At 61.3% G+C, this 13,079-nt stretch carries 11 protein-coding genes; 1 reads left to right on the top strand and 10 read right to left on the bottom strand.

Annotation, left to right across the window (positions count from 1 at the left end; translation table 11 throughout):
* The first annotated feature begins 94 nt into the window (after positions 1–94).
* A complete protein-coding gene (locus LG31_RS0110465) occupies positions 95–853 on the top strand; it encodes a GntR family transcriptional regulator (protein ID WP_033114416.1) in 759 nt (252 codons plus the stop codon).
* Between the two features lie 66 nt (positions 854–919).
* Here LG31_RS0110465 and LG31_RS0110460 read toward each other — a convergent pair whose 3' ends face one another.
* From LG31_RS0110460 to LG31_RS0110415, 10 genes are all read right to left on the bottom strand, one after another.
* A complete protein-coding gene (locus LG31_RS0110460; protein ID WP_033114415.1) occupies positions 920–2,050 on the bottom strand; it encodes a ribosomal protein uL16 3-hydroxylase in 1,131 nt (376 codons plus the stop codon).
* Between the two features lie 165 nt (positions 2,051–2,215).
* The gene (gene purB / locus LG31_RS0110455) at positions 2,216–3,586 is read right to left on the bottom strand and encodes an adenylosuccinate lyase (RefSeq protein ID WP_033114414.1); all 1,371 of its coding nucleotides are present in this window, start codon (positions 3,584–3,586) and stop codon (positions 2,216–2,218) included.
* Positions 3,587–3,708: 122 nt separating this feature from the next.
* Positions 3,709–4,323 carry a high frequency lysogenization protein HflD gene (hflD, locus tag LG31_RS0110450; protein WP_033114413.1) on the bottom strand — a complete coding sequence of 205 codons (615 nt, stop codon included), beginning with the start codon at positions 4,321–4,323 and terminating at the stop codon, positions 3,709–3,711.
* Between the two features lie 211 nt (positions 4,324–4,534).
* Entirely contained in the window at positions 4,535–5,641 is a 1,107-nt protein-coding gene (gene mnmA / locus LG31_RS0110445; RefSeq protein WP_033114412.1) for a tRNA 2-thiouridine(34) synthase MnmA, read from the bottom strand.
* A 150-nt stretch (positions 5,642–5,791) separates the two neighbouring features.
* Complete coding sequence (locus LG31_RS0110440; RefSeq protein WP_005344044.1) at positions 5,792–6,295, bottom strand: NUDIX hydrolase; 504 nt, start codon at positions 6,293–6,295, stop codon at positions 5,792–5,794.
* Positions 6,296–6,393: 98 nt separating this feature from the next.
* Positions 6,394–7,272: a 23S rRNA pseudouridine(2457) synthase RluE gene (gene rluE, locus LG31_RS0110435; RefSeq protein ID WP_033114411.1), complete on the bottom strand. Its 879-nt coding sequence runs from the start codon at positions 7,270–7,272 to the stop codon at positions 6,394–6,396.
* A 116-nt stretch (positions 7,273–7,388) separates the two neighbouring features.
* Positions 7,389–8,156, bottom strand: coding sequence for a PTS sugar transporter subunit IIA (locus LG31_RS0110430; RefSeq protein WP_033114410.1), 768 nt, complete (start codon positions 8,154–8,156; stop codon positions 7,389–7,391).
* On the bottom strand, positions 8,156–8,461 hold the full coding sequence (locus LG31_RS0110425) for a PTS fructose transporter subunit IIB (protein ID WP_033114409.1): 306 nt from the start codon (positions 8,459–8,461) through the stop codon (positions 8,156–8,158). The genes LG31_RS0110430 and LG31_RS0110425 overlap by 1 nt, the downstream gene beginning before the upstream one ends.
* Positions 8,462–8,667: 206 nt before the next feature.
* Complete coding sequence (uhpT, locus tag LG31_RS0110420; protein ID WP_033114408.1) at positions 8,668–10,074, bottom strand: hexose-6-phosphate:phosphate antiporter; 1,407 nt, start codon at positions 10,072–10,074, stop codon at positions 8,668–8,670.
* A 501-nt stretch (positions 10,075–10,575) separates the two neighbouring features.
* Complete coding sequence (locus tag LG31_RS0110415; RefSeq protein WP_033114407.1) at positions 10,576–12,483, bottom strand: fructose-specific PTS transporter subunit EIIC; 1,908 nt, start codon at positions 12,481–12,483, stop codon at positions 10,576–10,578.
* Positions 12,484–13,079: the final 596 nt, after the last annotated feature.

Below are 13,079 nucleotides of genomic sequence, written 5' to 3'. Positions count from 1 at the left end.
TCCAGTGTCAGTCCAGTGTGAACCATAACGCATTTTAAAGTAAAGTGGACTGGATTCATTTGTTGATATTTTTGCATCTTTAGACGAGAGCGCCATGCAGAGAGATAGTGCTGAACACCTGTTTGACGAGTTGAAACAACGGCTGGCCTGTGCAGGGGATGAGCCGCTCTATCTCATTCTGGCGCAGGGGCTGCAGCAGGCTATCGAACGCAAACTGCTGCCCCACGGCTGCGTGCTCCCCTCCGAGCGTCAGCTCTCCGACAGCCTCGCTCTCTCCCGGGCCACTGTGGTCAAGGGAATCTCTCTGCTGGCGGAGCAGGGGCTGGTGATCAAGCAGCAGGGCAAGGGCACCGTAGTGCACGCTCCGTTTACCTACAACCTGGCCGGTGGCAGCTTTACCGCCCAGTTGAGCCAGCTCGGGGCGCTGAGCGATCGCTGGCTGGCGCGCGAGCTGGTGGCCGCCAGCGCCGAGCAGGCCGCCCTGATGGGGGTGGCGGAGGGCACCGAGATCGCCAAGATCCGCCGGGTGCGCTGCGTCAATGATGACCCCACTTCCATCGAGACCACCTATATTCCTCGCCAGTTTCTGCCCCGTCCCGACCTGCTGGAGGGCTCGCTCTACGCCCACTGGCGCGAGGAGGGGATTGAACCCGTCGCCCAGCAGTACCAGATCCGCCAGCAGGTGCCGAGCCAGACCGAGAGCGCCATGCTGGGATTGCCAGTCGGCATGCCGGTGCTGGCCGTGATGCAGCGCAGCTACACGGCGCAGGGGGAGCTGCTCGAGGTGAGTCAGAGCCTCTGCCGCGGCGATAGCTACAGCTTTACCTTCAACAGCGGCGCCATTCCCGGCTGAACCGTTGGGCCCATAGCAATAAAAAAGGCGCCATAAGGCGCCTTTTTTCGTTCCATCACAGCTGGATCAGTTGAAGAACCAGTACCCGCGGTTGACCAGACGGGTCAGCAGTTGCAGGAAACCGGCCTGATCAGCCAGCTCCACCATATCGGCCTGAGTGATGATGTCCTTGTCACACAAGAGCGAAATGGCTGCCGCATCTTCGCTCTGCAGAGTCCAGGCTTCACCATCGATATAGCACTGCTGGCTCTCGCCGCTGAACCAGACGCTGCGCAGACCCGGCACCTTGATGGCAGGTTCGCCTTGAGTCAGCAGATCAGCCACTTCTTCGGCGCTGTAGTCCGGCTCGACCGGATTGACATCCAGATCGTGCTTTGCCTCGGAGATCATGGTGCCGAACCACTCCTTGAACAGGGTCTCGTCATCGAGAGCCTGCTGCATCAGCTCGCGCAGACGGTGCAGCTCGTGGGGCTGGATCTCGCCGTGACGGGCACGGGGCTTGAGATCGGCATCGCCGTAACGCTCGGTACGCACCTCGTTGTCGATCAGGTGATCGGCAAAGGAGGAGATAAGCGTCTTGGCATCCGGTGCGCGGAAACCCACCGAGAAGTTCATGGAGGGCTCGATGGCGTAGCCCTCGTGGGGGAATCCGGGCGGAATGTAGAGGATGTCGCCCGGCTCCATGATGACGTCGATGATCGCCTCGAACGGCTCGCAGTGCAGCAGTGCGGCGTGGGCGGCAAACTCGTTGAGCGGCTTGGCATCGCCAACCCGCCAGTGGCGTTTGCCCAGACCCTGGGTGATGAACACGTCGTAGTTGTCGATGTGGGGGCCGACACCCGCGTGAGGGGTGGAGAAGCTCACCATCACATCGTCAAAGCGCCAGCCCGGAATGAACTGGAACGGCACCGCCAGCTCGTTCACCTCGGGGGCCCAGTGGTTGCAGGCCTGTACCAGAATGGTCCAGTTCTCTTCGCCCAGATGGTCATAGGATTCGAAGGGGCCGTGGGCCGCATCCCACTTGCCGTCGAAACGGGTGACCAGACGGGACTCTACCACCTCCTCCATGGCCAGACCCGCCAGCTCGTCCGGGCTGATGGGATCCTGAAAGTCCTTGAAGCCGCCTTTGATAAGGAGCGGGCGCTTCTGCCAGTAGTGCTCGAGGAAGTGAGCGATATCCAGATTGAGTTCGTACATAGATCTTCTCGTCAAAGGGTTCGACAAAGGTCAGGAGAGGTCTTGCCCGAGGCGGCTGCCGGCCTCGGGCAAGCCCTCTTGCAAACCGTGTATAGGGTGCCACATAAAATAACCGGGGCCCTGTTGCAGATCATGCACAGGGCCCCGGTAGTGTCATTTATCCGCTTATTTCAGCAGATCAACCAGACGCTGGGCGTCACCGATGTAGTTGGCCGGGGTCAGCTTCTTCAGCTCAACCTTGACCGCTTCCGGCAGCTCCAGGGTGTCGATAAAGGTGCGCATCCCTTCGGCATCGACACGGCGGCCACGGGTCAGCTCTTTGAGCTTCTCGTAGGGCTTCTCGATACCGTAGCGGCGCATCACGGTCTGGATCGGCTCGGCCAGCACTTCCCAGTTGGCATCCAGATCGGCGGCCATGGCGGCGTCGTTGGCTTCCAGCTTGGAGATGCCCTTGAGGGTGGACTGATAGGCGATAAGGGAATAGCCGATGGCAACGCCCAGATTGCGCAGCACGGTCGAGTCGGTCAGATCACGCTGCCAGCGGGAGATGGGCAGCTTGCTCGCCAGATGGCCGAATACCGCATTGGCCAGACCCAGATTGCCTTCGGAGTTTTCGAAGTCGATGGGGTTGACCTTGTGCGGCATGGTGGAGGAGCCGATCTCACCCGCGATGGTGCGCTGCTTGAAGTGACCCAGCGAGATGTAACCCCACACATCGCGGTCGAAGTCGATCAGGATGGTGTTGAAGCGGGCCATGGCATCGAACAGCTCGGCAATGTAGTCGTGCGGTTCGATCTGGGTGGTGTAGGGGTTCCAGGTCAGACCCAGGGAGGTAACGAACTCCTCGGAGAACTGGTGCCAGTCCACTTCCGGATAGGCGCTGATGTGGGCGTTGTAGTTGCCGACCGCACCGTTGATCTTGCCGAGGATCTCCACCGCCATGATCTGCTTGTACTGGCGCTCCAGACGGTAGGCGACGTTGGCCATCTCCTTGCCCATGGTGCTCGGGGTCGCCGGCTGGCCGTGGGTGCGGGAGAGCAGCGGCATGTCACGGTACTCGTGGGCCAGACGCTTGATCTCGCCGATCAGCTTCTCGCAATAAGGCTTGATGACCTCTTCGCGGGCGGTTTTCAGCATCAGACCGTGGGAGTTGTTGTTGATGTCTTCCGAGGTGCAGGCGAAGTGGATGAACTCGCTGACAGCCGCCAGCTCCGGGTTCACTTCGACTTTCTCTTTGAGGAAGTACTCCACCGCTTTCACATCATGGTTGGTGGTGCGCTCGATCTGTTTGATGCGGGCGGCGTCGCTCTCGTTGAAGTTGCTGACGATGCCATCGAGCAGGGCGTTCGCGGCCGCGCTCAGGGCAGGGACTTCCGGGATCCCGGCGTGGCTGGCCAGTTTCTGCAACCAGCGAACCTCGACTTCAACGCGAAAACGCAGCAGGCCGAATTCGGAGAAGATAGGGCGCAGGGCATCGGCCTTGTCGCCATAACGACCGTCAATCGGGGAAACAGCAGTCAGCGCGGACAGCTCCATGGGGTGAACTCCTGATGATTGGTGTGGGGGATCCGTATTCACTTGCGCGCCGGTCGGGGTGTATCAAGGCTGATGTGCGGCTGTTCACCTTGTCCTCCCTCTGCCTGCGCGCAAGCCAATGATTAGTAACGCTTGGCCAGTTCCACCATCTTCTTGCGAGCGAAGATGATCTGGGTGCGGCTGCCACCGAGCTGGCGCCACAGCACCACGGCGCGGATGCCTGCCAGCAGCAGGGCGCGCACCTTGTGCTGCACCAGCGGCTGCTGCAGGAACAGCGGGGTGCCGGCCACCTGAATGCGCGGCCCGATGGGGCTGATAAGATCGCTGTAGATGCTCGCCATGTTGGCCAGGATCTGCTCGTCGAGCAGGTCGAAATGCTGTTGCTGGCGACCGATCTGGCTGATCCGCTCACCCAGCATGTTGAGAATGTCCTTGCGCTTGGCCAGCTTGCGCTCCAGCGCAATCAGGCTCACCACATAGCGGGTCAGCTCGGCATTCTTCTGGCTGCCGTCGGCACCCAGCTGCTCGACCAGCGCGCGGTAGCCGTCGCGAATGGCCAGATGGGTGTTGTTGAACACCTCGAGCGGCTGGCTCGGGTTGGTTACCAGAATGCTGGAGAGGCTCTCGCGCAGGGCGGCCTCGTCACAGCTGCCGTCGCGGGCCACCTTCTGGACCAGCGCAGCCGCCTGGCAGATGCCGGCAAAGGCCATGGTTCTGTCTTGGAATTTGTCGCTCATATCTTCACAGCCCTGTTCTGTTCATTCACCGGCCGATGCCATGATCCGGCCTGGACGTTGCCAATCATGTATCGCTGCCTTGTGCTTTTTTTCTTTGTCCCCTCTCCCTCAGGGAGAGGGTCAGGGTGAGGGTGGTTACCCCCTCATTCCCAACCCTTCTTCCGCGAGGGGAGAAGGGAGTACAGCGCGGACGCTTGTGAGCGCCCAGCCCTTAGACCGGATGGCTGAAACGCTGTTCGATGATGCCGCCGCCCAGACACACTTCCCCGTCGTAGAAGACGGCGGATTGACCCGGGGTCACCGCAGCCTGCTTTTCGTCGAAGATGACCCGGATGGTCTCGTCGTCGATGGGCTGGATCAGGCAGGGGATATCCTGCTGGCGGTAGCGGGTCTTGACGGTGCAGCGACGCGGCTCGTGGATCGGAGTGCGATCCACCCAGTGCAGCTGGCTGGCGATGAGACCGTCGGAGTAGAGACGGGGATGCTCGCCCTGAGCCACCACCAGCACGTTGCGCTCGACCTCTTTGTCGACCACATACCAGGCCTCTTCGGTGGCATCTTTGCGCCCACCGATGCCGAGCCCCTTGCGCTGGCCCAGGGTGTGATACATCAGACCCTGATGCTCGCCGATCACCCTGCCATCCACGGTCTCGATGTTACCGGGCTGGGCGGGCAGGAACTTGGCCAGGAAGTCCTTGAACTTGCGCTCGCCGATAAAGCAGATACCGGTGGAATCTTTCTTCTTGGCGGTGATGAGATCCAGCTGCTCGGCGATGCGGCGCACCTCCGGCTTTTCCAGATCGCCAACCGGGAACAGGCTCTGACCCACCTGAGCTTCGCTCAAGGTGTAGAGGAAGTAGCTCTGATCCTTGTTGTTGTCGAGACCACGCAGCAGGCGCGGGCGACCGGTGCTGTCGTCACGGCGCACATAGTGGCCGGTGGCAATGTAGGTGGCACCCAGCTCTTCGGCGGCAAATTCGAGGAACGCCTTGAACTTGATCTCCTTGTTGCACAGGATATCCGGGTTCGGCGTGCGGCCAGCCTTGTACTCTTCGAGGAAGTGCTCGAACACATTGTCCCAGTACTCGGCCGCGAAGTTGATGGTGTGGAGTTTCATCCCCAGCTTGTCGCAGACGGCCTTGGCATCAGCCAAATCCTGGGCGGCAGAGCAGTACTCGTCCGTGTCGTCTTCTTCCCAGTTCTTCATGAACAAGCCTTCGACCTGATAGCCCTGCTGCTGGAGCAGGTAGGCCGAGACGGAAGAATCCACGCCGCCGGACATGCCGACGATCACCTTGATTTGGCTGTTGTCTGTCATTAGTCGAAGTTACCAGTTCGTTTAAACGGGGCGTATTCTACCAGAGTTTTGCGCCCCCGGTCACATCTCCATGCCACTGTCCCCATCAGGAACCTTGCGGCAGGAAATCGTTTTTCTTGCGGCGATTGCCAGCGGATGCCTGCTCTGTCCCTAGCTCTGGATAAACGCCTTGAGCGCCGAGAGCGGCAGGCGTGTTCCCGCCAGATAATCCTCAATGCACTGCCACACCAAGGGGCTTCTCAAGGCCGGTTTGCACTCGGCGATCTCCTCCAGCGTGAGCCAGTGGCAGGCGAGGATATCGCCGTCAGGATCCTCTGGATGGTGCTGACCCGGCGCTTTTTCAAGGTCGAAGATGATGGCGGTGCGCACATAGGTGGCCTCGCTGTCGGCAGGTTTGTAGAGATAGGTGCCAAGCCAGGCGGTCGGCGTGGCGGTCAGCCCCGTCTCCTCTTTCAGCTCGCGGCAGGCGGCTGTGAGCAGATCTTCACCGGCCTCTACATGGCCGGCGGGCTGGTTGAAGCGGCGCTGGCCCTTGATCTCCTCTTCCACCACCAGAAAGCGGCCCTGCCACTGCACCAGCGCGGCGACCGTCAATCTGGCCTGCATGCGTTCGTGCGGCGTTTTCTCCTGCGATGCAGGAAGGTTATCGCTCATAAAGACTCCTTGTCTCGTTACCGGTTTGGCCCCCAGCCGGAGCAAGGGGGCTCGATTCTGCGGCGTGCTTTACTGCTTGATTGCCAGCAGGCAGCGCGTTATTCCGAGGATTTGCTGCGGGCCGGTCGGCGCGCAGTACCACGGCCGCCGCTGCGATTGGCCGGGCGCGGGCTCGCGTCACGGCTGTCTCGCCCTTGTCCCTGACTATGAGGGCTTCGGGTCGATTGGGCAGCGCGCGGATTGTTGCTGCCCGAGCCCTGACCGCGCGGTTTGTTTGGCGTCTGTGTCCTGCGCGGGGCTGGCGCTAGCTCGGGGGCGGGCAGGGCGCGGCTCTCGCCCGGGGCCAGACCATCTAACGTCCAGTCACCGATGGCGTAGCGGATAAGGCGCAGGGTGGGGTGGCCGATATGGGCGGTCATCCGCCGCACCTGGCGGTTGCGCCCCTCGATGATCTTGATCTCCAACCAGCAGGTGGGGATCTCCTTGCGCTCGCGAATGGGCGGATTGCGCGGCCACACCGCAGGTTCATCCATGATGCGTGCCCCGGCGGGCAGGGTCATGCCGTCGTTGAGCTCGACACCGGCGCGCAGGGCAGCCAGCTTCTCTTCGCTCGGGATCCCTTCCACCTGCACCCAGTAGGTCTTGGGGGTCTTCTCCCCCGGCTGGGTGAGGCGCGCCTGCAGCTTGCCATCGTTGGTGAGCAGCAACAGCCCCTCGCTGTCACGGTCAAGTCGGCCAGCAGCGTAGATGCCGGGCTCTTTGATGTAATCCTTGAGGGTCTCGCGGCCCGCCTCGTCGGTGAACTGGCAGAGCACCATGTAGGGCTTGTTCAGCAGGAGCAGCTTGCGATCTTCGGGGGCCAGCTCCGGCTTGCGCGCCGCAACGTGGCGGGATTCGGCTGGCCGGGCAGCAGAGCGGGGGGCGCCATCGCGGGCGGGACGGTTTGGCAGCGAGAGTCGGGAGCGGGCAGATTTCATCGGATAGCGGATTGGCAAGTGGGAATGGCAGCGAGTGTACCACAGGGGGCTGACGGCAGGATGAATGGGAGGGGGGTAAAGAGATCTCGGGAAAATAGGCGGCTTCCGGCCGAGGGTCAACCTAGCAGGTTTTCAATCACGATCGCTTGTCTGGCGGAGGCCGAGCTCGCCTGCAGCAGGGCGCCGCTTATCACGTCGTCCATCAGGGCGCGGGCCAGCCGGGTGAGGGGGAGCAGGGTGTCGCGCCCGCAGCCGGTCGGCACCGCCAGCAGGATGATGGTCTGCACCGGCCCGAGCTGCGAGCCCCACTCGATGGGGGCCGGGCTGCTGAGCAGGCTCAGGGCGGGCTGGCTTATCCCCTCGCAGAGCACATGGGGCATGGCGAGGCCTGGGCAGATGATGGTGGCGGCGACCTGCTCGCGCCGACTGATCGCCTCCTCCAGCGCGGCTCTGTTGCTGATCAGCTCGGCGGGCAGCAGGTCGATCAGGTGTTCGAGCGCCTCGCTCTTGGTCAGGGGGACGGGACTGTGAGCCAGCTGGCGCAGGGCGAAGTGGTAGTCGGGCAGGGCGCTTGCCAGACGCAGCTCGGCCAGCGCGGCGCTGGCGGGGCGCACCAGCGGCTGACCCAGCTCACCGCACCAGCAGGTGAAGGCCATATGGGCCAGCTCGGCATCGTTGCCCTCGATCTGCAGCTGGCAGAGATCGCCGGGCTGGGTGGCGAGGGTGAGCAGGGAGAGCTGATTGCTGGCGATAACCGTCTGGCGCCGGGTGAGGTTGGCGCAGCGAATGCAGGATTTGAACATCCCCGCCAGCCGGCTCAGCTGTTTGGTGCGGGCAATGCTCATCCCCTGATGGCAGTAGAAGGTGATCTCGCGGCTTAGCATCAGCTGGGCCGGGGCAGTGATCTCAGCACCGCCTGCGCATCGAGCAACACGGTTTCGAGGCTCACCCGATGGATATGGCAGCCGAGGAAACGCTCCTTCTGCTCGATGTCGATGTCGGAGGCGATCAGCACCAGATCGGCGCTGGCGATGTCGCGGGCGGTGAGGGAGTTCTCCATCCCCATGGCGCCCTGGGTTTCGACCTTGATCTTGAGGCCGAGGGCGGCGGCGGCTTTTTGCAGCGCTTCGGCTGCCATATAGGTGTGGGCGATGCCGGTCGGGCAGGCGGTGACGGCAATGATCTTCATTGGCTCTGAACTGTGCGAAACGGGGGGCCAACAAGATAACGCCGGCGGGGATTTTTTGCCAAAAGCCCCGGCCAAAAGTGGGATCTCGATAGGGCTTTGGGCCACAAAAATGGCGGAAAAGGGCCACTTGAGTATTTAGTTTGGCTAAACAAAAAGGGCTACCCGTGTGGGTAGCCCTGAACAATCTGCGTCTGTTGTTATGGCTATCAGGCGGTCTGGGTTGCCAGTTCGGCGGCTTTCAGCTCGCGCTTGATGCGGCGGATCTTGCGCTCTTCGGCAATCGCCACGCAGGCCATCAGTACCAGACAGGCGGCTGCTGCCATGTCCAGCGCCGCGAAGGTGCCGCTCCAGCCGGTCAGGCCGAAGATGGGGGTGCCATCGGCAATCATGCCCAGACCCAGCTTGGCGAAGCTGTCACCGATGAGGTAGGCGAAGGTGCCCTTGACGCCATCGGCCACGCTGATGCCCTGCTTGGGTACGAAGCCCACGGCGGCCACGCCGATCAGCAGCTGCGGACCAAACACCAGGAAGCCCAGGGTGAACAGGGAGCCCAGGAACATGAACTGGGTGGTGGCGTGTTGGTAGAGACCCAGGGTGGCGATGATGAGCGCCAGTGCCACGCAAGCCACCAGACCACGACGGCCGTTGGCCAGATCGGAGAGGTAGCCCCACATCAGGGTGCCGACCAGAGCGCCCACTTCAAAGAAGGTAAAGCCCTGAATGGCAACGTCTTTGGAGAAGCCCAGCTCCTGGTGGGCATAGACGGTGGACCATTGGTCGATACCGATACGCACCACGTAGAGGAAGATGTTGGCAAAGCAGAGCAGCCAGATCACCTTGTTCAGCAGCACGTACTTGACGAAGATCTGACCCTTGGTCAGCTTCTGCTCCTCGGTGGCGATATCCTCTTCACTCGCCACTTCGTCAAACAGCTCTTCCACCTTGCCAAGGCCGTAGGCTTCCGGCGAATCGCTACCAAAGCGCAGGCCGATAAAGCCGACGATCAGCGCAATGATGGAGGGAAAGATGAACATGCCGAGCACGTGGCCATCAAACAGGTAGTTGGCACCGAACAGCGCCACACCGGCCGCACCGGCACCGCCCACGTTGTGGGAGAGGTTCCACATGCCCAGATAGGTGCCGCGCTTGTTGCGGGGAGTCCACTTGGTGATGGTGGAGTAGCTGCAGGAGCCGCCACAGCTCTGGAAGAAGCCGCTCAGGGCGTAGAAGAAGATCATGAAGTAGAGGCTGAAGCCGGTGCCGCCCATGCTGGCACTGAAGCCCAGCATGCACAGAGCGGAGAGGATCAGCATCAGCGGCAGGAACTGCTTGGTGTTCTTGCCGTCGGCGTAGTAGGAGACGATGGTCTTGCCCACCCCGTAGGTGATGGAGAAGCCAAGGCCGATCATGCCGAGCTCGGTCATGGAGAGACCGTAGGACTGGATCATGTCATTCTGCGCAATGTTGAAGTTCTTGCGGATCAGATACATGGTCAGATAGCCAATAAATACAACCAGATAGGATTGCATAAACGGCTTGAACCAGAGTTTGCGCCGGGCTTCTACCGGCAGGTCGAGGGTGGGGACCCGGACCTGTTCAAGAAATTTCAACATTTTCGTTCATCCTCTGCGAGATAGACGCTATTCCGCCGCGCCCCTTGCGTTGTTGTGCAGTTATGGGAGGTCACGCCACGGAAAGGGGGCAAAAGGGGGGCCAGCTGGCCTGCTTCTGCCCGTGTAAACCCGGGCCCGCTGCCGAAGGACGGGGCATTTCGCCCGTCGTGGTGCGGGTCACGACATCAGGTGGGGTGACTCTAATCAGGGGCGGAAAAAATGGCTTGAGAGCCATCCCTAGGGCAATTAGGAAAATTTCCTAGTTTTTGCGATTTCGCGGGCAAAGCGTGAGTGCAATCACAGAGCTGACCCAAGATTGGCGATATTTCCACCTGTATCCGGGTGGGAGGAGAGGAAATGGCGCGGGAAACGAGGCGCTGCTTGCGCGCCAAGAGAAGGCGCTGAGGCCGACAAAGAAAAAGACAAGGAAAAAGCAGAGGCCACCCTGGGGTGGCCTCATTGTTACGGTTTGCGAGCGTGAGTGGTTCGGGAAGGAGGAACTCAGGCTGCCTTGGCCAGGCTCACCTCGTCACTCTTTTTTACCCGCAGCTTTTTCAGGGCAACCGCGACCACGCCGGTGACGATGGCACCGCAGACCATGCAGAGCAGGGCCAGCAGCGGCTTGTTGACGGCACCCAGCAGGGCCACGATGGGGCCACCGTGGGCAACGCTGTTGGTGATGCCGAACAGGAAGGCCATCACGGCGGCGGTCATGCTGCCCAGCACGTTAGCCGGAATCACGGCCAGCGGGTCACGGGCGGCGAACGGAATCGCACCTTCGGAGATACCCACCAGACCCATGGCACCGGCGGCTTTGCCCGCTTCGATTTCAGACTCGTCGAAGATGCCGAGCTTGCGACCGAGCACGGTAGCCAGCGACATGCCAAGGGGCGCGGCCGGGATGGCGCAAGCCATGGCACCCATAAACTGGGTCTGACCGGAGGCGATCATGCCGACGGAGAAGAGGAACGCCACCTTGTTGACCGGGCCACCCATATCAAAGCCGGCCATACCACCGAGCACGATACCCAGCAGCACCAGACTGCCACCGCTCATGGAGAGCAGCATGGCGTTGAGGCCAGTCATCATGTCGGCAATGGGAGCGCCGATGATGAAGATGAATACCGCAGCGATAAACAGGGAGCCGACGATGGGGGCGATCAGGATCGGCACCAGCGGTTGCACCATCTTGTGGTACTGACGGGTGGCAATCCAGCGCACCAGATAGCCGACCAACAGGCCCGCAATGATGGCACCGATAAAGCCGGTACCGGCATCAGCGCCGTAGAAGCTGCCGTTGTTGGCGATCCAGCCGCCGATAAAGCCCGGGGCCAGTGCCGGACGGTCACCGATGGCGTAGGCGATATAGCCCGCCAGAATGGGGATCATCAGGGTAAAGGCGGCCACACCCACGTTGAGGATCTGGTTCCACATGCTCCCTTCCGGGATCTGCATGCCGCTCGGGGTCGGGTTGCCGCCGATGGCCAGTGCCAGCGCAATCAACAGACCGCCGGTCACCACGAACGGGATCATGTGAGAGACGCCGTTCATCAGGTAGCGGTAGAGATCGGAACTGCCGCCCGCGCTCTTCTCTTCACCCTTCTTGTCTTCTTTGCCAGCCACATAGGCCGGGGCTTTCAGTGCCTGCTCGATCAGACCCTTGCCATCCTTGATGGGGGCCTTCACGCCAGTCTTGATAATCGGCTTGCCAGCGAAGCGGGCCATGTCCACCTGCTTGTCACAGGCAACCACGATGGCGCTGGCGCGGGCAATCTCGTCCGCAGTCGGGCTGTTCTTGACGCCGATGGAGCCGTTGGTCTCCACCTTCACCTCGTAACCCAGCTCACGGGCGGCGCGCTCCAGCGACTCGGCCGCCAGATAGGTGTGAGCGATACCAGCCGGGCAGCCGGTGACACCGATAATGAAGCCCTTGCTGGTGGTCGGGGCAACGCTTTGCTCCTCTTTGCGCTCAAGCAGCAGCGCCAGCGCGGCGGCCGGGGTTTTAGCTGCCAGCAGCGCGTCGATAAAGCCCTCTTCGATCAGCTTGGCGGAGAGCTCGGCCAGCACCTCGATATGGTGGTTGGCGCCACCATCGGGGGAGGCAATCATGAAAAAGAGATGGGACGGCTTGCCATCTTCGGCGCCGTAGTCGATGCCGTTGCGGCTGATGCCGATGGCGACCGCCGGGTTGCGAACCGCCGCGCTCTTGGCGTGGGGCAGGGCCACGCCCTCCTCAAAACCGGTGTTGCCCAGCTCTTCGCGGGCCCACAGATCCTTGATAAAGGCCTGCTCGTCGCTGACCTTGCCTTGCGACGCCAGCAGGCGGGCCATCTCGGTGAAGACCTCTTCTTTGCGCGTCGCTTTTAAATCGAGATTGATCAGATGTTCATTGATCAGTGTGGTGATCATGGTGCTCTCCCCGCTCCAGTGATGGAACCTGTTGGCATGCCGCCCCGGTTGGTACGGCATACAGGCAAATTTGACCTGACTATTATCGCGCCGGGAGAGAGGCCACCCTATCGGATAAATGTGCGAATAACTGGATTTTTGTGTGCTACAACCACGAGTGTGACCCTGATCGCAAAGCTGAATAGCGGCTGAAATGGGGGCGGATTGAATCGCTCATATTTTTATTGATGATTAAAATCAATTTGTTGTGTTTGTGCATGATTCAGAGCCTTGGCCGTATGGTGAGTTTTCACTCAGCAGATGGGAGCGCTCTTTCTGTAAATTTGTGAGGTGAAAAATGGTGGCGGGATGTGAGCCAACGCACAGAAATGGCCCCGCTGGCGGGAAGTAAGGGAGGACGCTGGGGAGGCGTGAGCAGAGCAAGCTGGAGAAATGAGTTGCACCACCGGTGCCAGACAGCTCACCACCACGGGCGAGAAAACCACAGCCATGGGCGCACCGTAGGGTGCAATGAACAAAGTGAATTGCACCGCCTGTTTGGGCAGGGAGTGTGGTGGCAAGAGAGGGATGGCAAAAAGGTAGTAGAGGTGCAATGC

The sequence above is a fragment of the Aeromonas lacus genome, assembly GCF_000764665.1.
GTDB classification, from domain to species: Bacteria; Pseudomonadota; Gammaproteobacteria; order Enterobacterales; family Aeromonadaceae; genus Aeromonas; species Aeromonas lacus.
This window is presented reverse-complemented; position numbering and strand designations above follow the sequence as displayed.